Source organism: Paraburkholderia sp. BL21I4N1, from assembly GCF_002973525.1.
Taxonomy (GTDB): Bacteria; Pseudomonadota; Gammaproteobacteria; order Burkholderiales; family Burkholderiaceae; genus Paraburkholderia.
Genome location: NZ_PVEN01000003.1, coordinates 230,587 through 255,417, shown reverse-complemented (window position 1 = coordinate 255,417; position 24,831 = coordinate 230,587). Strand labels below are relative to the sequence as shown.

The 24,831-nt window shown below is 63.7% G+C and carries 17 protein-coding genes; 5 read left to right on the top strand and 12 right to left on the bottom strand.

The features are described from left to right. Positions 1-219: 219 nt before the first annotated feature. On the top strand, positions 220-1,410 hold the full coding sequence (locus B0G83_RS10635; protein ID WP_105507390.1) for a glycosyltransferase: 1,191 nt from the start codon (positions 220-222) through the stop codon (positions 1,408-1,410). A gap of 134 nt (positions 1,411-1,544) precedes the next feature. On the opposite strand, the gene B0G83_RS10630 is transcribed toward B0G83_RS10635, so the two are convergent. Then, positions 1,545-2,690 carry an acyltransferase gene (locus tag B0G83_RS10630; RefSeq protein ID WP_105507389.1) on the bottom strand — a complete coding sequence of 382 codons (1,146 nt, stop codon included), beginning with the start codon at positions 2,688-2,690 and terminating at the stop codon, positions 1,545-1,547. A 349-nt stretch (positions 2,691-3,039) separates the two neighbouring features. On the opposite strand from B0G83_RS10630, the gene B0G83_RS10625 reads away from it, so the two are divergent. Both B0G83_RS10625 and B0G83_RS10620 read left to right on the top strand, forming a co-directional pair. Beyond that, complete coding sequence (locus B0G83_RS10625; protein ID WP_258167859.1) at positions 3,040-4,569, top strand: hypothetical protein; 1,530 nt, start codon at positions 3,040-3,042, stop codon at positions 4,567-4,569. Continuing rightward, the gene (locus tag B0G83_RS10620; RefSeq protein WP_105507388.1) at positions 4,566-5,786 is read left to right on the top strand and encodes a glycosyltransferase; all 1,221 of its coding nucleotides are present in this window, start codon (positions 4,566-4,568) and stop codon (positions 5,784-5,786) included. The genes B0G83_RS10625 and B0G83_RS10620 overlap by 4 nt, the downstream gene beginning before the upstream one ends. A gap of 96 nt (positions 5,787-5,882) precedes the next feature. Here the strand turns inward: B0G83_RS10620 and B0G83_RS10615 are convergent, their stop codons facing one another. Beyond that, positions 5,883-7,622 carry an FAD-dependent oxidoreductase gene (locus B0G83_RS10615; RefSeq protein ID WP_105507387.1) on the bottom strand — a complete coding sequence of 580 codons (1,740 nt, stop codon included), beginning with the start codon at positions 7,620-7,622 and terminating at the stop codon, positions 5,883-5,885. A gap of 231 nt (positions 7,623-7,853) precedes the next feature. Next, complete coding sequence (locus B0G83_RS10610; RefSeq protein WP_105507386.1) at positions 7,854-8,474, bottom strand: DapH/DapD/GlmU-related protein; 621 nt, start codon at positions 8,472-8,474, stop codon at positions 7,854-7,856. A gap of 185 nt (positions 8,475-8,659) precedes the next feature. Between B0G83_RS10610 and B0G83_RS10605 the strand changes: the two genes are divergently transcribed. Then, positions 8,660-9,166 carry a hypothetical protein gene (locus B0G83_RS10605; protein ID WP_105507385.1) on the top strand — a complete coding sequence of 169 codons (507 nt, stop codon included), beginning with the start codon at positions 8,660-8,662 and terminating at the stop codon, positions 9,164-9,166. A gap of 32 nt (positions 9,167-9,198) precedes the next feature. Here the strand turns inward: B0G83_RS10605 and B0G83_RS10600 are convergent, their stop codons facing one another. From B0G83_RS10600 to B0G83_RS10560, 9 genes are all read right to left on the bottom strand, one after another. Continuing rightward, positions 9,199-10,542 carry a glycosyltransferase WbuB gene (locus tag B0G83_RS10600; RefSeq protein WP_105507384.1) on the bottom strand — a complete coding sequence of 448 codons (1,344 nt, stop codon included), beginning with the start codon at positions 10,540-10,542 and terminating at the stop codon, positions 9,199-9,201. 55 nt (positions 10,543-10,597) lie between these two features. Continuing rightward, a complete protein-coding gene (locus tag B0G83_RS10595) occupies positions 10,598-11,740 on the bottom strand; it encodes a glycosyltransferase family 4 protein (RefSeq protein WP_105507383.1) in 1,143 nt (380 codons plus the stop codon). A 94-nt stretch (positions 11,741-11,834) separates the two neighbouring features. Further along, the gene (locus tag B0G83_RS10590; RefSeq protein WP_105507382.1) at positions 11,835-12,791 is read right to left on the bottom strand and encodes a GDP-L-fucose synthase; all 957 of its coding nucleotides are present in this window, start codon (positions 12,789-12,791) and stop codon (positions 11,835-11,837) included. Positions 12,792-12,796: 5 nt separating this feature from the next. Beyond that, positions 12,797-13,915 carry a GDP-mannose 4,6-dehydratase gene (gene gmd, locus B0G83_RS10585; RefSeq protein WP_105507381.1) on the bottom strand — a complete coding sequence of 373 codons (1,119 nt, stop codon included), beginning with the start codon at positions 13,913-13,915 and terminating at the stop codon, positions 12,797-12,799. A gap of 81 nt (positions 13,916-13,996) precedes the next feature. Further along, positions 13,997-16,231 carry a polysaccharide biosynthesis tyrosine autokinase gene (locus B0G83_RS10580; RefSeq protein ID WP_105507687.1) on the bottom strand — a complete coding sequence of 745 codons (2,235 nt, stop codon included), beginning with the start codon at positions 16,229-16,231 and terminating at the stop codon, positions 13,997-13,999. A gap of 49 nt (positions 16,232-16,280) precedes the next feature. Next, entirely contained in the window at positions 16,281-17,420 is a 1,140-nt protein-coding gene (locus tag B0G83_RS10575) for a polysaccharide biosynthesis/export family protein (RefSeq protein WP_181156812.1), read from the bottom strand. Positions 17,421-17,491: 71 nt separating this feature from the next. Beyond that, complete coding sequence (locus B0G83_RS10570) at positions 17,492-18,877, bottom strand: undecaprenyl-phosphate glucose phosphotransferase (protein WP_105507379.1); 1,386 nt, start codon at positions 18,875-18,877, stop codon at positions 17,492-17,494. Positions 18,878-19,009: 132 nt separating this feature from the next. Further along, positions 19,010-20,614, bottom strand: a complete 1,605-nt coding sequence (locus tag B0G83_RS10565; protein WP_105507378.1) for a sugar phosphate nucleotidyltransferase — start codon at positions 20,612-20,614, stop codon at positions 19,010-19,012. Between the two features lie 88 nt (positions 20,615-20,702). Then, a complete protein-coding gene (locus B0G83_RS10560) occupies positions 20,703-21,716 on the bottom strand; it encodes a helix-turn-helix domain-containing protein (protein WP_105507377.1) in 1,014 nt (337 codons plus the stop codon). A gap of 789 nt (positions 21,717-22,505) precedes the next feature. Here B0G83_RS10560 and B0G83_RS10555 point away from each other — a divergent pair. Then, on the top strand, positions 22,506-24,827 hold the full coding sequence (locus B0G83_RS10555; RefSeq protein ID WP_374954907.1) for a hypothetical protein: 2,322 nt from the start codon (positions 22,506-22,508) through the stop codon (positions 24,825-24,827). Positions 24,828-24,831 lie beyond the last annotated feature (4 nt).

The window sequence follows — 24,831 nt, the reverse complement described above, 5'->3', positions numbered from 1 at the left end:
CGAACTCCAGTCACGACCTTACCGCGAGAGAATCGGCGACAACCGCCATCAGCTAGGCCTGGTCAGACGAAGCCGACAGACCCTGGTACGTTGGCACACAAAGCGGGTCAAATTAGTCCTGGACCCTACGCGGGCGATGCTAACGTTGTCCCGCTAGCGCCTGGCAACAGCCGGCGCTCAGGTACTTTTTTCTCCTACCACGCACAGGTTACCGACGCGATGGAACAAGACTATGTCCTGATAGTGGAACCCAATCTGACCGGCCATCGCTGGCGCTATGTCGAATGGACCATGCAGGCCTGCGCGGAAGCCGGTTACCCGTGCATTCTGGTCACCGAATGCGCGAACGAAGATCACCGGCTCGCGCGTCAGATCACCGCCGCCAACCGCGCGGACCAGCAGATCGCGTTCGTCGATCCCGAGGAACCGCAGCGCGGCCGCTTACCGGACCCGAATCCGTATTGGCGCTTTCACCGCTACTTCAAGCGCGTGCATTCGATCCTCAGCCGCATGCAGAACATTCGCCTCGTGGTGGTGCCGTACGTCGACTATTTTTTCTATTCGCTGCCGTTTCTCGGCTCGCCGTTCGGCAAGACGCCATGGATCGGCATCACGATGCGTGCCACGTTTCATCACCACAAGGTCGGTATCAAAGCGCCCGATCGTCCGGTCGTCAACGCGATCAAGGCGCAGCTGTTCAAGCGCGCGATTCGCACCAGCGGCTTGCGTACCTTGCTGACCATCGACCCCACCTTGCCCGAATGGGCGGCGCGCTATTCGTCGAAGACCGGCGCGAAAGTCGCCTACGTTGCCGATCCGTTTCCCGATGAACACGCGGAGAATCCGGTGCTCGCGCGCGCGCGTCTCGGCCTCGATACTGACCAGCGCTATCTGCTCGTGTATGGCGCGATCACCGAACGCAAAGGCATCTACGAGCTGGTACATGCGCTGACGCGGCTGGACCACGCGCCGACGCTGATCGTTGCCGGCGAACAGGACGACGTGACACGCCACTTCATGCGCAATCATGTGCGCAGTCTGACGCCCGCGCCGCTGGTGCTCGACGAGTTCATCTCGAACGACGTGGAACGCGATCTATTCTCCGCCTGCGACGCGGTCTGGCTCGGCTACAAGGGGCACTACGGCATGAGCGGCGTGCTGGTGCAGGCCTATCGATTCGGCAAGCCGGTGATCGCGACGGAAGACGGTCTGATCGGCTGGTTCAGCCGGCGCTGCGAGTTGGGGCCGATTCTGAGCGACCTGAGTTCCGCGTCGATTGGCCGGGCAATCACGGAAACCATGACGTCATGGCCGCATCCGCGCGAAGCCGAACCGGCCGCTCGCGAAGACCTGCTGTCGCGGCACACGCTTGGGCAATTCAAGCAGACCTTGCTGCAGCAGATGGCTTGAGTTTCAGCGTGGTTTTCAGGCCTCGTTCTGGCGCACTGCCGTTTTAAAGCTCAACGCCGCAACACCTCCCCCCAAAAAAACGAGGCGTCCATCATCAAGATGGACGCCTCGTCACATTCAGCCCGTCAACCCGACTAGGACAACTGCCCGCCCGCGGGCACTTCCTCGCGCACCGAACTGCTGCGCTTTTCCGGGAACAGCGCGTTGCGCATCAGCAGGAACGGGTACTCGATCGCGCGCGTTGTCACGTAGCCGATAAAGATGGCGATCGCGAATTGCGCCGTCAGCGCCAGCACCCAGATCAGGCTCGGCGGAAAACCCATCGCCGTGGTCTTGCGAATCAGAATGTCGCCCGGCGCGAGCGCCAGCGAATGCCACAAGTAAATCCCGTACGAATAGAGGCCGATCCACGCCACGCCGCGATAAATCCACGACTCGCGCAGCGAGCCGGAATACTCGAGGACCAGCACGATCAGCGCGGCGAAACCGAGCGCCTGAATCGTGTAACCGATGCTTTCGTCGAGCGCGAGATTTTTGGTCGCCAGCACCAGCCACGCACACAATATGACCACCCCGAGAATCAGCAGTCCCTTGCGTTTGGCGAGCTGATGGTAGACAGCGGGCTTCATCCAGTAAATTGCCGACAGAATCACGCCGACCAGCAAACTGTCGATCCGATACTGTGTGTAAGCGAACGCGCCATCCAGATCGCCGCCCGCCACCGCGAAGCAACGCGCGGTCAGCACCACCGCGCAAATACCGGTCAGCACGCCGACAATCGTCCATGCCCCCAGCTTCCAGCGCGCGAACAGCAGCAAGAGGGCCGGCAGCACGAGATAAAAGTGTTCTTCGACCGCAAGACTCCAGGTCTGGGTGATCGAGGTACCCAGATAGTTCTGCAAGTGGGTCAGGTTCTGCACGAGGAAGGTATTCCACGGATGCCGTCCGGCCAGCACATGAAACGCGATCAGCACGTAGTAAGCGGGCCAGATGCGGAAAATCCGCCGCACGATAAAGCGCCTCGCATCGACATGTCCGGTTTCAGCGTATTGCCGGAGCAACAGACCGCCCACCAGAAAACCGCTCAGCGTGAAGAACAGATTCACGCCTTCGCGGCCGAAATTCTTCAGCGGATATTCGATGACCTGGATCAGGTAATTGCCGGTGTGGACCGCGTGAAAGTGAAACCCCATCACCGCGATGATCGCAATGCCGCGGACAAAATCGAGTTCGATCGCCCGTCCCCGTGTCGTAGGCCGCGCCCCGCCGAAAAATTTCATGTTTTTCCCCTGTCATCTGGTGCAAGCGATCCCGCGGTAGGGCATGGCCCTTTTTGCATCTTCCGTGGCTGCGTCCGTGCGTGCGCGCCAACTTCAAGACATTGGCCGACAACCTGCGCCGATGTGCACGCCTCTTGCCGCCAGGAACTTGCATGGAACCCAAGTAAGCGCCAAAGCGCCAACCTGGGTCTATAAAAAGGCACTTGCCGGCGTCGCCAGAACCCAGGCAATCGACGACGAATGCGGTCCAGGTAACTAACGTATTGGGAGATTCCCGCACAATGGCCCGATACGTGACCGTCCGCTGCAGACGGACGGCGAAACGACGGCGACGGGGGAGGGATCAGCAATGCGCCATCAGTATGCAACGCCCTGGATATGGATTTTTCTGCTTCCGCTTGCGTGGGACTACAAGGCCACCGACGCCAACGTCGGCCACCTCGCGCAGTTCGTGTTCGTGGTCCCGGCATTCGCCGCCGGCCTCGCGCTGCTGCTGGTCGCGCCGCGCTTTCGCGAGCGTTCGCGGCTGCGTTCGATCGTCACCGCAAGCATGCTGCTGTGCGTGTTCGGCAGTGTGGTGGCCCAGTTCGTGCAGGACAACGATGTCGGCAATTATCTGCGCACGCTGCTGCCCTTCGTACTGTTCCTGCTCGGCTATCTCGTGGCGTGCCGGCCGTGGAGCGAATCGCGACTCTCCCAGTTCGAACGCGCGCTGTTCGTCGCCAATCTGATTAGCGCGGTGTTCACTTTCGGCTACGGACTGGCGACCAGCGGCGATCTCGAAGAAGTGCGTTACCGGATCATCTCCGTGACGTTGCTCGGTTTGCAAGCCGTGCTGCTGCATGAGTTCGTGGTAGCGCGACGCTTCTCGCTGTTCAACGTGTGCGTGTTCGCCGGCACGGTGATCGTCGAATTGTTGAGCGTGACCCGCAGCCTGCTGCTCGGCACCGTGCTGCTGTTCCTGCTCGCCGTGGCGCTGAGCGCGCCGACGATTCAACATATCTGGCGCGCATTCGGCCGCAGCATCGTGGTGGGCGTCGTGCTGGCCGCCATCGCCGGTGTCGCCGTGATCAGTTTTCCGACCGTCGCCGAGCACTGGACGCAGCGCATTTTCGCGTCCGCGGAAACGGAATCGGGTAAGGATCCAACCACCATCACGCGTCTCGCGGAAATGCGCGACCAGTACGACCAGGTCATGGAATCGCCGTCCACGGTGCTGTTCGGTGAAGGCTACGGACACTATTACCGCTACTCGCCGGTCTATCTGCCGGATCTCGTTGGACAGATCTCCGACGAGGATTTCTACGCGATCCACGAATGGGCCGCCGGTCACAACTTCTGGGTCTACCAGTTCTTCGCGGGCGGTCTGCTGTTCGGTATCGGCATGCCGTTGGCGACGCTGGCCGCGCTGGCGATCTGCTTCTTCTCGTATCGCTACTGGCGCGCGGTCGTGCCCGATGCGCCGATGCTGCCGGTGCTGGGGCGCGCGATCATGCTATTCGCCGCGTTGCCGGCCACGTCGATCGGCGGCAATCCGCTTGGGCCGCGTTTTTCGGGCCTTGTCTTCGGTGTCGCGCTCGGTCTGATGATCGCCACGCACTCGCGCCTGCAGCGTGCGTTACCGGCGCGCGTGAGACGCCCGCGCCGACCGCCGAATTGGCGGCCAGGCGCGATGCCCGATCTGCCGGGTCGCATCCAGCCCGGCATGGGCCGTGCCGACCTGCCCGCCGCGCTCGGCTCGTCGCGCGGCTCGAACGACTCGCGCGATACACGCGACGCGCGTGACACCCGCGATACCCGCTCGTCGCCCTCTTTCGGCGCGCTCGTGCCCCACACTTCGCCGACGCCAGGCGGCAACCGACCGACTATCGCCCGATGAAAATCCTCCATCTGCTTGCCAGTGTCGATCCCCGCGCGGGCGGTCCCGTCGAAGGCGTGCGCCGTAGCGGCATCGCGATGCAGGACGCCGGTCACGACATCGAGGTCGCCACCTGCGATGCGCCCGGCGACGCCTACCTCGCCGCGTTTCCGTTCGCGGTCCACACCTTCGGGCCGACGCCAAGCCGCTATGGCCACAACCCGCGTCTCGCACCGTGGCTCGCCGCCAACGCGAAACGCTTCGACGCGGTGATCGTGCACGGTCTGTGGCAATACCACGGCTTCGCGGCATGGAAGGCGCTGCGCCATAGCGAGGTGCCGTATTACGTGTACGTGCACGGCATGCTCGACCCGTGGTTTAAAGAAACCTATCCGCTCAAGCACATGAAGAAGTGGCTGTACTGGCCGTGGGCCGAGTACCGTGTGCTGCGCGATGCACACACCGTGATCTTCACGACGGAAGAAGAACGCACGCGCGCACGTCAATCGTTCTGGCTGTATCGCGCGAACGAGCGGATCGTGCCGTTCGGCACGACGGTGCCGCCGCTCGACGCCGCACCGCTGCGCGAAGCGTTCCTGCAAGCCGTGCCCGGTCTGCGCGGCAAACGCATTGTGTTGTTTCTCGGCCGCGTGCACGCCAAGAAAGGCTGCGATCTGCTAATCGACGCGTTCGCCCGCGTGGCCGGCCGCGATCCGTCGCTGCATCTGGTGATCGCCGGTCCCGACGAAACCGGCTGGGGCGTGACGCTGCGCGCGCAGGCCCAGGCGGCCGGCGTCGCGCATCGGCTGAGTTTGCCCGGCATGTTGCAGGGCGATCTCAAGTGGGGCGCGTTCCACGCGAGCGACGTGTTCGCGCTGCCCTCGCATCAGGAAAACTTCGGCGTGGCGGTGGCCGAGGCGCTGGGTTGCGGACTGCCCGCGCTGATCTCCGACAAGGTCAACGTGTGGCGCGAAATCGACATGGACGGCGCGGGCCTGGTGGCGCCGGATACCGTGGACGGCACCGAGAAGAATCTGTTGCGCTGGCTCGATCTCGACGACGCCGCACGCGATCAGATGCGCGCGCAAGCAACGCGCACGTTCAACGCGCGCTTCCGGATCGAAACGATGGTGAGCGCGCTGACGGCGCTGCTGGAAACGAAGGGCGCGCCCGTCGATGAACGTGGCGATTCGACGCCGCTCGCCACGCTATGCGAAGCGACGCAGCAAAGCCGCTGAGCCCGCTTTAAAAAACACCGCTCAAAAACAGGATGGCGCGCAGTTCACACTGCGCGCCATCTTCATTTCCACCTTCGCCAGATTCCGGCTAAGGCATCACTGCTCCTTCATCAACGACGTCAGCGTCGACGCCGCAATAGGTAGCGCCTCAACCTGCGGCGTCGCCTGAATCGACATCATCGAACTGTTGGCCGCTTCGGCACGCGTGTTGCCGACGATATCCGGAACATCGAGCTGACGCACCAGATGCCCGGCGAGCCGCAACGACAACGCAGCGATCGTAATGGTCGGGAAGTTCGCGCCCACGGTCGGAAACACCGAACTGCCGCCGACATAAAGATTGCTGATCCCGTGCACCTTGCAGTCGCGATCCACCACGCCTTCGCGCGGCGAATCGTGCATGCGCGTCGTGCCCATGTGATGCCACGTGCCTTCGAGCTTCGCAGGCCACGCGCGGCCTTCGAGCGGGGCGTCGAGTTGCACGTCGGCGACGCCGGCCAGTTGCAGCTCCTGCGCGAGCAGCGCGAAGGTTTTGTCGAACGTGCGTTGCACCTGATCGCCCAGACGCCACTCGACCCGCACGCGCGGCATGCCGAAGCGGTCGCGTTTATCGGCCGACAGCGTGACGCGGCTATCCGGATCGGGCACCGCTTCGACGATCGCCTGCAGCGTCACGTCGGTGATGAGCGCCGGCCATTGCAGCAGACGCGTCAACCCGTAGCCCACGGTATCCAGCGGATGCGCAATCATCGTCTCGATGTCCCGCTTCAGACTGCGCCCGGGCTGATCCTTCTGCAGCAACGCTTCCTTGCAATGGATCAGCGCCTCGGAACCCGCGCTGCCTTCGCCGTACCATTTCGAATAGAGCCACACGCGGGAATTCAGCAACTTTTCGCGCGCCATCCATTCCTGCTTCGGCGCGAACTGCGACGAGATCTTCGTGCCGTGCGCCGACACCGCGGCGTTCTGGTAGTGATACTTGATGTCGTACAGCTTGTTGCGCGCGTTACCCGGCCGGAAGCGGACCTTGCCCGACATCATGCGCGGGTGGTCCATGAAGTAGCGGCCCACCAGATCGTGCGCATTGCCGAGGCCGGCCGTCTGCACGTCGTTCGACGCGAGCAGCAGGCGCGCATTCTCGATCCCGCCGGTCGCGAGCACGAAAATCTTCGCCTGCATCGTGATGCGACGGCCGCTGATCGTGCCGACTTTCACGCGGGTAATCGTGGTGCCGTCGGCGTTGGCGTCGATGTTCAACACGTTCGCATGCAGATATACGCGTACCCGCGACGATTGCGACAGCTCGTCGCGATACACCTTGCCGAAGCGCACCGGCGGGCTGAACTGCGCGACCGTGTCGCGCATGTCGCCGGTCGAGAGCGGCAGGCGGCGCACGTCGGGACGGCCGATCTCGCGTTCCCAGTAAGCGGGGTCGAAATTCTGCGGGCCGAGCTTCAGCAATTCATGCGTGCGCGCGTAATACGGCGCGAGTTCGTCGAGACCGAACGGCCAGCCGCTGTGCGCAATCCAGTCGCGCTTTTCGAAATCCCAAGGATCGAGCGGACGGCACCAGCCGCCCCAACAGTTGCTGCTGCCGCCGAAGTAACGGCTGCGCGAGCCGTCCGCGAACGAGTACGGTAAGCCGGCATTTTCGCCGCGATAGAGGTCGCGCGTTTCGTCGTCGGGTCCGAAGCCGCCGCTCTCGAGCAAGCAGGCGTCCACGCCCGCCCTCGACAATTCGAGCGCCAGCGTGATGCCGGCCACGCCGCCACCGATGATACAAACCGTCGTCTCTATGACCGTGTTCTGAGCAACCGTACGAGTGTCGATGAACATCCCCTGCTCCCGTCTTCTTCATGCATTTCCGGCGTGCGTCTCTCACGCTCGCCGACCCGCTCAGGTCGGCCAGGCAGACTCACGCGCGCGTCGCGCCCCGGTGCCGTCAGTGGCGTTGCCGCGAGCGTCGAGCGGACGGCATCGACGTTCCCGTGGCAGCGCCCGGCCTGCGCCGGACAACACGACTTCGGCCTCCTCAGCGTAAAAACACTGCGGTTCTATGTCTGTGGTTCAGGTCACTGAAGTAAACCGTTTCCGAATGAAACGGCACGGATTGCCGCCGTACACGCCCTCGGCTTCGAGCGACCGGTGTACGACCGACAACGGCGTCACCACCGCCGAACGGCCGATCGTCACGCCCATCTGCACGACGCACTTCGAAGTGATCCACACCCCGTCTTCAATAACGATCGGCGCGACCTGCAAATCCATCGTGGTGCTCATTTCGTGCGAGCCGGCGGTCAGGAACGTGCCTTGAGAAATGCAGACGTTCGACCCGATCCGGATCGGCGCCTGGTTGTAGATCCAGACATCCACGCCGAACCAGCACTTGTCGCCCACTTCGAGATTCCACGGTGCCTTCACGCGGAGGGGATGCACGAACCGGCAGCCGCTGCCGATCTTCGCGCCGAACAGGCGTAACAGCGCCACGCGCACCGCCGACAGCGGCAGCAGTTTGTTGTTGATCACACACGCTTCGAGCACGAACCAGATCAACTCGATCAGCGGGCCGCGCGCGGCGCGATAGTTGCCCTTTCCGGCCAGGCTCAGGTCGATGACACGGCCTGATTCGTGCGCCGGTTCGGCTTGCGGAACAGCTCCGATCTGCGGATCGTCGGCAACGTTACCCATCAGCTTTCTCCGAACCACGAACGGTGGTAAACAGATTGCACGTCACACTGCAATTTCCTTACATTATGTTGCGGCGCCTTGCGCGGCTTGGTGGCGTGGCTGTGTGGGCAAGCGTTTTGGCGGCTACGCGCGGCATGGATGGCGCACGATAGCTGTACCGCGACCGCATCACCCGGGGGACCACAATGAACAACTCGCTTCGGCAATCCGCCACCTGTCTGTTTCTCGCTCTCGCCGCGAGCGCCGTACCGGCATTCGCTCTCGCGCAGAACAATCCCGCCCAGCCCGCGCCGGCCGCTAACGCCGGCACGACCTACGGCACCCTCCCGCGGGCGCCCGTCGATCGTCGCGCCAAACAGCGCACCAGCGAACAAACCCTGCTCGGCGCACCGCGTCCGTACGGCACCGCCGACATGCAGCAAGGCGACACGGACGACGCTCAACGCACCGCGCTGCTCAACGAACAACGCATGACCGTGCTGGGTGGCGGGCAAGGCGCGCAACCCGCGCTCGGCAAAGGCAAGGGCAACGGCAAGGCGCCCGCGCCCGGCACCGCGCAACTGCGCGTAGCCGATCAGGCAGGACCGCAACTCAAGGCGGCCGACGGGCTGACTCAGGAAGGCGCCGTGAGGAACACGTACGCCGATCCGTACGCAACGGGCAAGCACGCCGTCTATCGTTCCCCGTGGTGAGTGCGCATTCATGACGTGGGCCGCTTGCCGGATCAATCCGGCGCGGCTTCCTCCGCCGTAGCCGGTTTGCGCCGGCGCCGCGCCGCGGCGGTCGAATGCCGCGCGCCGAAAAACGGCGCTTCGGCTTTGACCCGTTCCCGTGATGCGTCTTCACGCACCGGCAACACGCCACCCAGACGTTCCTCGAACGTGCGAATCGTCGCCTCCGGCGAGAGCGCGCGCTCCGCATAACTGCGCGCGGCCTTGCCGAGCGTGGCGCGGCGGTCGGCGTCGCCCGCGAGCATCGTGAGCGCGGCCACCAGCGCCTTGGCTTTGTCCGGCGGCACGACCACACCGCGCGGCGCGACCGCTTCGTAAAGCGCCGTGCCGCGGCGCGCCATGGCCACGGTCGCGCGCCCGCTCGCGAACATGCCGGTGAGCTTGGACGGCATCACCAGATCCGCCGCGTCGCCGCGTTGCGGCAGCACGTGAATGTCGGCGAGATTGAGCAATTCGTTCAGACGTTCGGTGGGCTGCAACGGCATGAAAATGCAGTTGCTCAAGCCCGCGCAGCGCTCGAGCAGACTTTCGCGCGCCGCGCCGCTGCCGCAAAAAACGAATGTGAGATCGGTCCGCTCGGCCAGCATCACGGCCGCGTCGGCGAGCGTTTCAATGCCCTGCTTCGCGCCCATGTTGCCGGAGTACAGCACCACTTTCTGTCCGGCGGGGATGCCCAGTTCACGGCGATAGTCGCTGGGGCGCGAGAGAGGGAAAATCGCCGACACGTCGACCCAGTTCGGCAGACACACGATGCGCGAAGGCGCCACGCCCTTGGCCGCCGCGCGCGCGCTCATCTGCCGCGTGATCGATGACACCGCATCGAAACGCCGCAGCAGCGCGCTTTCGATCCAACGCGCGAAACGCGCGGCAAGCGGGCTTTTCAACAGACCCAGTTCGAATGCCGCGTCGACCTCGTAGTCCTGAATGTGCAGCCACGCGCGCGCGCCCGTAACGCGGGCGAGCGTGAGCGCGGCGGGCGCGCACATCAAGGTGGGGGCGATCAGCATGACCGCGTCGGGACGCCACACGGCCTGCCAGGCCATCAAAGGCAGCGAACTCAGCGCGAAGCTCGCGAGGTGCACCATGCGCTTCAGGCCGCTCGGCCGCGACGGAACCCACAGCGGCGCGCGCCACAGCGACACGCCGTCGCGCATTTCGCGCCGATAGCGCCACGCCGAATAACCCGCCGTCACGCGCCACTCCGGGTAATAAGGCGGCGCGCACACCACGCGCACCTCGTGCCCCCTGCGGGCTAGCAGCACGGCCATTTCCGCCGTGTACTTGCCTGTCCCCGTCAGTTCCGGCGCGTAGTTGATGCCGTAGATCAGGATCTTCATTATGACTGCCAGAACAAGTTAGGGCTTCACAAGCGCGATGCCGCGACAGCGCGCGTCAATCGCTCAACATCAGGGCACAGCCTCGGGCAATATTCGCGGCGGCCGAAGGCGGATCGAAACGGCGAATCACGTCCATGCAGCGATGCGCGGCGCCGCCGGCGTCGGCGAAGGCCTCCATGGCCTTGAGCATGGTGCGCTGCAAGCCGGCCACGTCGCCCGCCGTAAACGCGTAGCCGCTCACGCCGTCGATCACCAGTTCCGGCACACAGCCGCAACTCTCACTGACCACCGCCGGACAACCATGCGCAAGCGCCTCGTTGACCACCAGCCCCCACGGTTCGCTATAACTCGGCAGCACCATGCAGGTCGCGCCGTAGTACTCGCGCGTGAGCGGCTCGTCCTGCAAACTGCCGGCGAACGTCACGGCGTCTTCGAGTGCGAGCTCGGCCACCTTCGCATGCAGCACCTCGGCCATCGGTCCGGTGCCGACAATGCGCAGCTTCGCTGCCGGAATCCGCCGCCGCAAACCGGCAAACGCTTCGATCAGCGTGCCGATGCCTTTCTCTTCCGAGAGCCGCCCCACGTACAGAAACACCGGCGGATTACCGGCGCGCGCGGCAACCCGCTCGACCAGCGCGCGCTCCGGCGAAAACGAGCCGGGTAGCGCAGCGGCCTGGCACGGTACGAAAATCTTGTCGCGCTTCGCACCGAGCGACAGCAGATACTCGCGGCTGCGCTCGCCGAAGCCGAAATAGCCGTCGCACAGCGAGAAAAACACCCGCTTGGGAATCGACGTGAGCAGCTTCTTCGGCCGGTCGCGCGCCGTGGAATCGCAAAAAACCGCGCGCCGTTTGCCGGTCACGATGCACGCCGCCAGCATCGCCCAATATTCCGGACGGTGATAACCGGGCAGCACGATCAGATCCGACTTGGCGCGCAACACTTCCCATGTGAGCCGGGCGATCAGCTTCAGCGTCGGCACGTCTTCGTAGCAACCGTCGAAGAGTTTCTGCATCGGATAACGATGGAACGAATAGTCCACGTCGGAGAAGCCGATCCGGTCATGTTCGGTATCGGCGATCTGCACCATCGAATAGCGAATCGCGCCCGACGCCGAGATGTTATGCAAGGCGGAGAACACCACACCCTTATGGCGCGACCATACGACGTTGTGGAAGATCGTGACTGACGCGGTCATGTATGTGCCACTCCAAAAAAGTCGTCCATGCGTGCGTGGCGCGGTCCGCGCACGCACTGCGTTTGAGGCATTGCCAACGGCCGCTGTCGCGCGGCTACGCCTGCAACGCGGCGGCGCTCGTGCCGGCGTGCAGTTCGACGAATTCCCGATAAGTGGCCGCGATACCCTCTTCAAGCCCGATCGTGGCGCGCCAGCCCATCTGCGCGAGCCGCGAAACGTCGAGCAGTTTGCGCGGCGTGCCGTCGGGTTTCGAGGCGTCGAACACCAGTTCGCCTTCAAAGCCCACCACCTTGCAGATGCATTCGGCCAGCTCGCGAATCGACAAATCCTCACCGACGCCGACGTTGAACAACCCTTCCGTCACGTTGTGTTCCAGCATGAACAGCGTCGCGGCGGCCAGATCGTCGACATGCAGGAACTCGCGGCGCGGCGTGCCCGAGCCCCACACCGTCAAGCTCGTCGCGCCGCCGAGGCGCGCTTCGTGCGCCTTGCGCAGCAGCGCCGGCAACACATGGCTGCTGGTCAGGTCGTAGTTGTCGTTGGGGCCGTACAGGTTGGTCGGCATCAGTGCGACGTACTGCGTGTTGTACTGGCGGTTGTAGGCGTCGCACAGCTTGACGCCGGCAATCTTGGCGATCGCGTACGCGTCGTTGGTCGGCTCCAGCGGCGAGGTCAGCAGATACTCCTCGCGGATCGGCTGCGGACATTGCTTCGGGTAAATACACGACGACCCGAAGAACACCAGCCGCTCCACCTGCGCGCGATACGCCGCATGGATCACGTTGGCTTCGATCACCAGGTTTTGATAGATGAACTCGGCCGGCCGCGTCGCGTTGGCGAGAATGCCGCCCACGCGCGCGGCTGCCAGCAGCACCACGTCGATCCGCTCGGTTTCGAAAAAGCGCTGCACGGCGGCCTGATCCGTCAGATCGAGTTCCGCGTGCGAACGGGTAATCACGTTCGGATACCCCGCCGCGTTGAGTTGCCTGACCAGCGCGGAGCCGACCATGCCGCGATGGCCCGCGACGAAAATGCGTGCTTGTGGGTTCATGGCCGTTACTCGTGATGTTCCAGCGCCGTGAATCCGGCCAGCGTGACCAGCGCGTCACGTCTCGCGATCTGATAGTCCGAGCGCACCATCTCCTTGACGAGCGACTCGAACGACGTGGTCGGCCGCCAGCCGAGCTTCGCATGCGCCTTCGACGGATCGCCGAGCAGCGTCTCGACTTCGGCCGGCCGGAAATAGCGCGGGTCGACGCGCACGATCACGTCGCCGGGCGACATCTTGATCTCGCGCCCTTCGACCTTGTCGACGATGCCGACTTCATCCACGCCGCTGCCTTCGAAGCGCACGGTCACGCCCAGTTCCGCCGCCGCGTGCTGCACGAACTGCCGCACGCTGTACTGCACGCCGGTGGCGATGACGTAGTCCTCCGGCATCTCCTGCTGCAGCATGCGCCACTGCATCTCCACGTAATCGCGCGCATGGCCCCAATCGCGCAGCGCGGACAGATTGCCGAGATAGAGCGTCTTCTGCATGCCGACCGCGATGCGCGCCACCGCGCGCGTGATCTTGCGCGTGACGAACGTCTCGCCCCGCACCGGCGATTCGTGATTGAACAGAATCCCGTTGCACGCGTAGAGCCCATAGGCTTCGCGGTAATTGATGGTGGTCCAGTAGGCGAACAGCTTGGCGACCGCGTACGGGCTGCGCGGATAGAACGGCGTAGTCTCCGACTGCGGCACCTGCTGCACGAGGCCGTACAGTTCCGAAGTCGAGGCCTGATAGAAACGGGTCTTCTTTTCCAGCCCGAGAATCCGGATCGCTTCGAGAATCCGCAGCGCGCCGAGGCCGTCCGCGTTGGCGGTGTATTCCGGTTCCTCGAACGACACCGCGACGTGACTTTGCGCCGCGAGGTTATAGATCTCGTCGGGCTCCACGCGTTGAATCACGCGCAGCAGGCTGGTGGAGTCGGTCAGATCCGCGTGGTGCAGAAAGAGCCGTTGGTCCGGATCGTGGGGATCGCGGTAAAGGTGATCGATACGGTCTGTATTGAACAGAGACGACCGGCGTTTGATGCCATGCACGTCGTAATTCTTGGCGAGCAGCAGCTCCGCCAGATACGACCCGTCCTGTCCGGTGATGCCGGTGATCAGCGCGACCTTGCGTTCCATGGAGCGACTCCTCGTGTGAGCTTTTAGATTTAAGTACCGGCGCCCGCCGCCCGGTTGAAGGGTCCGCGGCGGGCTCCGTTGTCAACCTGCAATGCTGTCGTACCCGTAATACCCGCCCTGATAGCCGGAACCGAGGAACGCGCCTTCCTGCGGCACGTCGGTCAGCAGCACCCCTCTGAGCCCGACCCCGCCGTTGCGCAGCCGCTTGGCCGTTTCGGCGATCTCGTTGAGCGGATGGCGGCCATGGCGCACCACCAGCAGCGTCGTGCCCGCATACTTGCCGATCAGCGTCGAGTCGGTCACCGCCAGCACCGGCGGCGTGTCGACGATCACCAGGTCGTAGTGCGACTTCAGTTCTTCCAGCATCGTCTCGAAGCGCTTGCTCATCAGTAGTTCGGACGGATGCGACGGCAGCGTGCCTTTGGCGAGCACGTCGAGGCCGGGTAGCACGTCGCGTTGCACCATCGACATCAGATCGCCGCCGCTCAGCACGTCGGACAAGCCGGGTTGATGACCGATGCCGAAGTGCGAGTGAACATCGCCGCGCCGCATGTCGCCGTCGATAATCAGCACGCGCTTGTTCGCCGACGCCACCAGCGCCGCCAGATTCACCGAGAGGAACGACTTGCCGGTATCGGGCCGCGAGCCGGTGATCATCACGACGTTGTTCTCGGCGTGATCGAGCGAGAGCTGCAACGAGGTGCGCAGATTGCGCACGCCTTCCACCGCGATATCTTCCGGCGCCTGTTGTGCGAGCACGTGCAGCCCACGGCGGCGCAGCATCACGTTTTCCTGCAGACGCAACTGGGTCTGGCTGCGCGGCACGACCGCGAACACCGGCACGCCGAGCACCGCTTCGAGCTCGTCCGGGCGTTCCACGCCGCCGTACATGGCGCGCTTGAAGAAAGTCAGCAGAATGCCGAGCAGCAGGCCGCCGCCAAGCGCGATCAGAATCGCGATCACGCGCTTCGGCCGCACCGGTTCGTCGGGTGCTTCCGCGAAGTCCACCACGCGCACGCTACCCACCTGCCCGGCCTTGGCCACGCGCAATTGCTGCGCGCTGTTCAGCAGGTTCGTGTACAACTCGGTGTCGACATGCACGTCGCGCAACAAACGCAAGGCCGTCTGCTCCGTATCCGGCATTACCGCCACGCTGCGATTCATGTTGGCGGCGGCGCCTTGCAACGCGGCGATCTGGGCGTCGAGCGCGGCCACCGCCGGGTGATTCGCGGTGAAGCGTTGCGACATCTCCGCGCGTTGCTGTTGCAGATCCATCAGCTTGGTCTTGTTGTCGACGATCTGCTGTAGAAGCAGACGGCTTTCCTCGCCGAGATCGACCGTGCCGTGCGTGTTGCGGAACTTGTTGTAGCGTTGCTCGGCGTCGTCGAGTTCCTTGCGCAAGCCCGGCAATTGCTGATCGAGAAAAGCCAGCATGTGCTCGGCTTCGGTCGAACGGCTCTCCACGTCCTGTTTGACGAACTCGCGCGCCATGCTGTTGACGATCGCCGCGGTCAGGCCGCTGTCGCCGCCTTCGAGACTCGCGCGAATCACGCCGGATTGCAGCGTGGTTTCCTGCACCACCAGCGCTTTCTGCAGGCGGTCCACCGTGCTCAGCGTCGAGGCGCGTGTCAGTTCGTAACGCGAACCGGGCGCGCCGACCAGCTTGTCGACATGCAGCGCGATCGGGCCGTCGGCGGTATCGGTTTGCACCGTCTCGCCCACCTTGCCCGACAGGATCGCAATGCCGTTCTTGTCGCGCAGCACGTAGGAGTTGTCGTTGCCGGCAATCAGCGTGAAGGTGGTGTCGTACATCTCCTTCGAGGTATCGAACTGCGACACCGTGATGCTTTCGTCACCCCATGCATAGCCGGACAGGTTGATGAACTGCGGCAGCTTGAATCCCCACTGTCCGTTCACCAGCCCCGCGATCATGCCGCCGATCAGCGGCATGTAACGCGGCGCGGCCGAAATATCGAGGTGCAACGTCTTGACGGTTTCTTCCGTGACGAGCCGCGACTTCAGCAACTCGATCTCGGCGGCCGTCGACGGCTTGGTGTCGAACATGCCGGTCAGCGGCGGCAACGAATCCTTGCCGTTCGCATTATTGTTCGCCGTCTTGTCCTCGACGTGAAACAGCACATCCGCGCGATAAGTGGGCGGCGCAAGGAAGGCGTACGCGCACCCCAGCGCGAGCGCGATCAGCGTCACCATCACGATCGTGCGCCAGCCGCGCACGATCGTTCGCAGATAGTCCGACAGGTGCAGCTCGTCCGGTCCGGACACGTCGGTGTAGCGATTTTCGAAGTTGATTGCCATTTTCATCACCCAACAAAGCCCGGCGGTTCAAGGTCACGTTGTACGTTTTTTATTTCGCGAGGACAGCGCCCGTCACAGCCGCGTTGATTGCCGGCAGCAGCAGGTTCAGCACACGGTTGAAGCGGACCAGTCCGCCCTGACCGACATACACCACGTCTTTCGGTTGCAGCTCGAACTGATTGGCGAGCAGCATCGACACCGGCGACGTGGCGTCGAGGTGATAGACCTGCGGCGAGTCGCTCATCGAGTTGCGGATCACGAACAACTGGCGAGCCGCCGCCGTGTTCGAATCGAAACTGCCGCTGTCGGAAATGGCTTGCGACAGCGTCAGCGAGCCGTTGCGCATCGGCAGAATCGTGGCGGGCTTGTTGACTTCGCCCATCACGTACACGCCGCTGTCTTCACGCGAGGCCACCCGCAGCATGTCGCCCGCTTGCAGATAGATGTCCGACGGATTGCGGCCGCGCTTGATCAGATCGTCCACGTTGATCTGATAGGTGACGCCGTTGCGGATCAGTTCCACGCGGCTGCGATCCGCATTCGGGCTGAAGCCGCCGCCTTGGCTGATCGCGGTGGTCAGCGACATGGGAATGTCGTTCAGCGATTGCGCGCCAGGGGTGCGCACTTCGCCATCCACGTAGACCTGCGCGTTACGGAACGAGGCGACCCGCACCGTCACTTCCGGCTTCTGATACACGTTGCTCAGACGGCGATGCAGTTCCTTCTGGATCGACGCCACGTCCTTGCCGGCCACATGCACGGTGCCGGCATACGGAAACTGCACGTCGCCGCTTTCGTCGATCAGAAAGCCGGGCGCGGCGTCCGTCGTCTTGGCGTTCTGCGCGGGTTGCCCGAGCGCGGCGGCCAGTTCCGGGTGATCCCACACCACGATCTGCAGCACGTCGCCCGGGCCGACCTTGTACGCAGTCGGCTTGCCGAACAGCGCGACGGTCTGCGGCGGCAGGGTCGTGGACGTCTGCATCGTGTTCATCTTGCGCAGCAGCGCGAGATTGATATCGGTGATCGGAATCTGCTGTTGCGCCGAGGGCTCGGTGCTGTAGTCCCCGCCCGTGTCCTGCAGGGCGGCCGGCGTGATCATCCGTTGGCCCGGAACGCTTCCGCATCCGGACAGCAGTGTTGCAGTAGCGAAAACCAGGAGACTTCCCGTGCGTATACCAAGCGAGCTCATGATGTTTCCTCCTTGCGCCACGGCGTTGATCCTCAGAGGAGGTCGCGCCAAGCGTGCTTGTTAACTACTTCTTAGTAAGCGTTTCGATGCACCAGTCCGGCAACGATCGTCGCGCCGATGATCCGCATGTCGAGTGCGAACGACCAATGCCCCAGGTAATACAGGTCATGTTCGACGCGACGCTCCATCTTTTCGATGCGGTCCGTTTCGCCACGAAAACCATTGATCTGCGCCCAACCCGTAATGCCCGGTTTGATGCGGTAGCGATTGATATAGCCGGCAACCACTTTCTGATAGAGGTCGTCGTGCTCGAGCGCATGGGGACGCGGTCCTACGACCGACATGTCGCCACGCAACACGTTGAAAAATTGCGGCAGTTCGTCGAGGCTCGTGCGGCGCAGGAAAGCGCCCACTCGCGTGACGCGCGCGTCATGGCGCGTGGCCTGGCTAACGGTGCCTTTGGCCTCCGTATGCAGACGCATCGAGCGAAACTTGTAGATCGTGAAGACCCGGCCGTCGGCGCCCTTGCGCTTCTGCTTGAACAGCACCGGTCCGCGCGACGAGCATTTCACCGCGATCGCGATCGCCAGCAGAATCGGCATGAGGCCGAGTAACGCGCTGGCGGCGAACAGGCGGTCGAAGATTTCCTTCTTCAGCATCGAACTGGCCGACAGCGGCGACGCCACCAGATTGATCGCCGGCACGCCGAGCAGATCGATCACGCCGCTGCCTTCGAACAGCGCGAGGCTGCGCACGTCCGGCATGAAACGAATGTTCACCAGGTCGTCGCGGAACTCGCCGATCAGCGAGCAGATCAGCGGCTCTTCGGTGAGCGAGAGCATCAGCCACAATTCGTGGACGTCGTTGGTGCGGATGTAGTCGGCGAGCGCGTCGACCTTATCGAACACCGGCACGCGCGCGGCGGTCACGGGCGCCACGTCCGGACGCGTGTTGTACACCGCGGTGGCGCGAAAACCGGTGGTCGGCGCGGAATCGATCCGGCGCAGAATCGCGTCGCACTGCGAGCCGCTACCGACAATCGCGACCTGATGCAGATTCATGCCGGCGCCACGCGCACGCGCCAGCGCGGCGTGAGCGACCAGCCGGTAGGCAATCAGCAGACCGCCGGTCACGGCGGTCCAGTACGAGAACCACAACCGCGACACGAAGTCCGCGCGATGCAGCGAATACATCAGCACCAGCGCCGAGGCCTGCACCATCAGCCAGGCGAGCGAGACCTGGCCGGCCAGTTGCAGCTTGGAACGGCCGCGCCACGATTCATAGACACCAAAAGCCGGAAAGATGGCCAGCGCGAACGCGGCGCAAAACATCACGAGCGCCCAATAGAACCCGGATTGAGCGAGGTAATCGAAGCGGATCTGCGACGCGACCGCCGCCCCCGCCAACACCAACGCGACATCGAAAACTCGCGCGAGCAAATCCTGAAACTTGCGCATTTTGCTTACCTCGTTCTTGCCGTTCTTGTTCGCAAATGAGTCCTGGCCTTGTTGCTGACGAACGCTGCCGGATCGGGTGCTGGCCCACCGGATTTCCCTGCGATGAGAAGACGCGGAACGACCCGCGTTTTCTCACGGACAGCGGCCGTAGTTGTCGTTAAACCTCACAATGTCGTCCTCACCTAGATAGGTGCCGGACTGGACTTCGATGATTTCGAGCGGCACCTTGCCGGGGTTTTCGAGCCGGTGGCGAGTGCCGAGTGGAATGAAGGTCGATTCGTTTTCGCTCAGCAGGAACTGCTCTTCGCCGCGCGTGACGAGCGCCGTGCCGCGCACCACGATCCAGTGTTCGGCGCGGTGGTGATGCAGTTGCAGCGACAGTTGCGCGCCCGGCGTGACGACGATGCGCTTGACCTGGAAGCGCTCGCCGTGGTCGATCGAGTCGTAGAAACCCCACGGGCGACGCACCTTGCGATGGGCGTCGGCTTCGGGCGCGTGCTGCGCCTTGATGCGCGACACCAGCCCCTTGACGTCCTGCACATGCGAGCGGTCGACCACCAGCACGGCGTCGGCGGTTTCCACGACCACCACGTTGGTGGTGCCGACGCAGGCAACGAGTCGTCCTTCGGAATGCGCATAGCTCGACACCGCGCCTTCGAACGTCACACGACCGCGCCCGGCGTTGCCGTTGGCGTCTTTATCCATCGCGGCCCAGACGGCGTCCCACGAGCCGAGGTCGGACCAGCCGGCGTCGAGTTTGACGACGACGCCCGAGGGATTCGAGGACGCGGTTGCGCTCGTGCTTGGGTCTGCATTCGCCGCGCTGTCGGCGGCGCTCAGGCCGTCCGCCGATGCCGTTGCGGACGCATCGGTTTCGGTCAGCCGCTCCATCACCGCGTAGTCGATCGAATCCGCCGGTGCGCTCAGAAACGCTTCCAGCAGCGGACGGAAATACGCGCCGTCCGTCTTACCACCGGTGAAAGCGCGCTCGCACGCGGAATGCATCTCCGGTTGCAAACGTTTCAGCGTGTCGAGCCACACGCTCGCCCGCACGATTAAGATGCCGCTGTTCCACCAGTACGTTCCCGCCGCCACGTACTGCGCCGCGATTTCTTCCGCGGGCTTCTCGACAAAACCGTCGATCGCGTGGCTACCGTCGGCCAACGCCGCGCCGATGCGGATATAACCGAAACCGGTGTCGGGCCGCGTCGGCGGCACGCCCAGCGTCGCGATCGCGCCTTGCTCCGCATGGCGCGCCGCGCATTCCAGCGCGCCCTGCAACGCGACGATGTCGGCGATCGAATGATCCGCCGGCATCACGATCAGAATCGCGTCGTCGCCTTCCGCGCAGGCGAGCGAGGCCGCCATGGTCAACGCGGGCGCCGTATCGCGGCGCGCCGGTTCGACCACCAGTCGCGCATCGACGCCGTTGGCATGCAATTGCTCGGCGATCACGAAGCGGTGTTCCTCGCCGCACACGATGATCGGCGCGGCGTCGACTTTCCAGCCGGCCGGAAAGCCGTTCATGCGTCGCGCGGTGGCTTGCAGCAGCGAATCGGAACCGACCACGTCGATCAATTGCTTCGGGTAGTTCTCTCGCGACACGGGCCACAGGCGCGTGCCCGAACCGCCGGCGAGAATGACCGGGACGATGCGCGCACAACGCGCTCCCGCCGCTTCGGTAACGGCACCGTTCGGCCCGGCCGACGCAGCGCTCACAACTCCCTGGGTCAACATAGTGCTAATCCTTTTAGTTCTAAAAAATCGACGGAAAAACTGTCCGCGGGCCACGCGACGCGCGGCCTTGTGGCTGGCCCCGTCTGCGCTATTCGCCGACCATGCGGCGGCTTTGAATCCGGAACTCGGTGGGGGAAATTCGCATCCGCTTGCGGAACACTTTCGCGAGGCGGTCACCGTTGCCCATGCCGGTGCGTCGCGCAATTTTGTCGACCGGCAATTCCGATTCGGTCAGCAGACTGCAGGTCACCGCCAGGCGTTCGTGCAACAGAAAACTCGAGGGCGTGATGCCCATTTCCATCTTGAAGCGACGTAGAAAATTGCGTTCGCTCATCGCGGCGAATTGCGCGGCGTCGGCGATCGAAATGGACTGCTGGCAGTTCTCCTGCAGCCAGCGCGCTGCCGCGCGTACTTTGTCTCCGGGGCTCAGGCCGCCGTCTTCGCCGAGCAGCGGTGCGAGGTTCGAGCAGGAATCGGCAAGCAGGCGCTCGGCCACCGTGCGAGCCGGACCGCCGCCCAGATCGCGTTTGATCATGGCGAGCGCGCTGCGCATCGATTCGAGGCGGTCGCCGCCGTCGGCGTTGGCGTTGGCGTTGGCGTTTGCGCTCGTGCCCGATTCGGTGGGACGCGAGGTGGCCGGTTGCTGGCCGAATTCGCCGCTTTCCTTGCCGTCTGGCAGATAGGCGGCGTCGAGCAGCGCGCGCCCTTCGGCGATCGGCCGGATCATGCCGGTGTTGCGGCGCACCCGGCGCAACCAGGCGATCAGTCGTTCGTCGCCGGCGGCGGCGAAGGCGCCCTTGCCGCCCGCCACATACAGCGCATCAAAGCCGCCGTAATGCCTCGCGTCGAGCCCGTCGGTCCAGACCCGCAGCGCGGACGACGAGGTCACCATGCCGCCGTCGGCCGACAGGAACGACACGTCGTACAGCCAGCCGCCGGAGCCGGACGAAGCCAGTTCGTTCGCCACCTGAAACACCTCGGCAACGACGCCCGCGCCTTGCAGCGAACAGTCGTTGAACATCAGTATCGCGATGCGACGCATTCCCTTGTTCGGAGCGTGCACCCAGCGCAGCATTGCAGACTCGAGACTCGCGCAGGTCATAGTCATCCTCGTCAGAAAACGGATCTACTTTTCACCTTGAACGGCCACACAGAGAGGCCGGCTCTGTGCAGTGCATCATAGTCACCGTAAATCAAGCATTTAGCCGCCATGACCGATAGAGCAGACATGTTGGCGTGCGAATGGGGTGACCAGCCAGTGATTTTCGGAACAATTCTTCCCGGTCCGAATTTCCAGCGAATTAATTGCCGATTCGACATATGAAAGAATTGGCGTTCTGCGAATGTTAATGCAAATAAAAGCGCCATTTCGTTCGCCAGCACACATACGGCAACTGCTCGAAATACCGAAGTTACAATTTGTTTTCAACCGACATTTGACTGCTTTGAAGCTGTTTTTTCTCGTTTTTATAAGCCGTCGGGTGCAATTTTCTTTGCCTCTCCAGCATTCACCTGCCTGACGCCAATTCGACTTTCTTCTGACGATACAAACAGGGAACCGCATTAAAGAAAAGCATCGCCTAATATAAGCACTTCAGAGCGCCGCGAAATTATTTAATTGGTTGTTATTCGATCATCTGAATATAAAGGCGACGATTAATGTTTCAAACGTGAAACACGGTTAAAAGACTGCTTTAGCGAACCCGGCAATAGGCGGGCCAATGGCGGAATGTGTCGGCTGCAAGACGGTACATTTCCGCCAGGGGATTGCGGAAATGCACTATGTTGTTTGCGCAACACCTCGGCGCATGAGGGCAGTCAAGGCGGGTTCGACCTGGTGCGCTAGCAGTCCGCCGACGAATTCGCGCACCAAGAACCAGACGGGGAACACATGTCGAACGAATGCGAAGATCGCGTGCGGCGAACGCTCGCCGGCGCCCGGTGCTATCACGGACGGACCCTGCGTGTGACTGCCTCGTTGGCTGTCATCGGGTTGTCGGTTTTCAGCCCCGGGCCGCGCGGTGCGTCGGCCGCCGCGCCGGACGCCAACGTCGCGAAGGTTGCCGACAAAGCGGAGTTCAGCGCCGATGGCAGAAAGTGGGCCACCTGCGCGGCGGAGAACGGCACCTGTCGATTTAAGGGCACGCGCGACGTGCTGTACGGCACGTCCGAGCAGCACGTGGTCAAAACGTTCTCGGGCAGCGCCGACTGCAATAACGGGGTGTTTGGCGATCCGGCGCCCGGCGCCGACAAACGCTGTGCGATCGCGCTCACGGAGCGTCGCGCGGATGCGGCCGCCAGCAGCAATGCGTCTGCTTCCGCATCTGCTTCAGTGAGCAACGGCAACGCGACGTCGGCACGCTCGCCCGCCGTCGCCGCAACCGAACGGAAAGCGCCGCCCGGCCAGGGCATGCGCTGTTCCGCGCCCACCTCGCAAGTGAGCACGACGGCCGACGGCGCATTGCTGGAAGCCGACACACCGAGCGACGGTACGCGCCTGTTCGCATTTGCTCGCCCGTTCGCGCTGGTGTTCGTCACGCGCCCCACGCAAGCCGACACGCTGGTCTGGCAGATGCGCGATAGCTGGAACGCCGTGCGTGCCAGCGGACGCTTCGCCGTGCCGTCGGGCGCGACGCTCTCCACGCTCAGTTGTGCGTCGGCGGTAGCCGGTTACTTCGCCGTCTCCGCGTCGCTGGAGCGCGCGCATGGGCAACTCGAATCGCGCGGCACGCGGCCCGCCGGTATCGCGACGTTCGGCGTGCTGCCGGACACCGCCTCCGCGCTGCCCACAGTGCGCTTTCCTTATGAGGATCTGCATCGCTTCGGCGGTCAGGGCACCGCGTATCTCGCGCCAGGTCAGCATTGCTGCGATGGCGACGGCTACCGTCCGGTCTATACCGCGCTCGGCTTGTCGTGGGTCAACGACAACCGCAACTGGTATGTCGAGGAGCCGAAGCAAAGCGGCACGTTTAACGCCGCGACGAAACAGCTCACGCCTTTCTTTCAGCGCGGCGACATCATGCGGCTGATCCAGCTCGACGGCATTCCGGCCTGGGCCAGTCCGACCGGCAAGGAAACACACAGCTACGCGCCCACGTCGCTCGCGCAAATGAAGGAATACATGACGCGCGTCGGCGCCGAATCGAATCGTGCGCGCATGACCTATTTCCCGCAGCAGCGCGACAACTACTATCAGGTGACGTGGGAGCCGGACGCCGACGGCGGCTTGCCGTGGCGCGACAGCGACGCGAATTTCATGGCGATGTACAAGGCCGTGTGGGAAGGCATCCATCAGACCGATCCGCATGCGGTGGTGATGGGGCTGACGTATTCGTCGGTGCAGGGCAACGTCAAATGGATGCGCCGTCTCGGACCGCAGGGTATTGGCCGCTATATGGACGGCATGTCGATTCATGGCTATTACGACATCGGCACGTCGCCGTCGCATCCGCCTGAACGCGTCGCCGACGCCGGCAACAACGGCACCGTGTCCGGCGCGCTGCCGGCGTCGATGCGCGCGCTGCGTCACGAGATGCGTCTGTATCTGAAGCCCGGCGCGCCGTTGTTCGTGACCGAGACCGGCATCAGCTACGACATCGGCGAGTCGTACGGCAAGAACTACCCCGGCGCGAACGTGTTGTACGCGCAGGCCGCGGTGGTGGCGCGCACGCATCTGATCCTGCTCGGCGAAGGCGCCGACATGACCTATATCTTCTATCTGGCGGATATGCCGGACGCCGCGCCCGGCTACGGGATTTTCTTCGAACTCGATCACCCGACCGGCGCCTACGGTCCGGCGCGCATCAGCCCGAAACCGGCCGCGCTTGCGGTGGCCGCGATGACCCGCATCATCGACGGCACCAGCACGCTCGGGCCACTCAAAGGGTTGCCGCAAGGCGTTTATGCCTACGCGTTCCAGCGGCTCGGCGGCGGCAAGATCGTGACCGCCCTCTGGACCCACGACAACGACGCATGGAACGCCAGATCCGGTTTCGACGCGAACCGCAGCGTGGATTACAAGCTGCGCATCGACGCGCCAGGCACCACGGGCAACGTAAGCGCGTTCGACATGATGGGCAACGCGACGAGCTTGCCGTACCGCGACGGCGTGGTGAGTCTGAAACTGTCGCCCGCCCCGCTCTACGTGGTGTCCGGCAACGCGAGCGTGTTCAAGGACGCGGTCACGACGCCGGAGGGCTACGTGGCGCGCTAGCGGC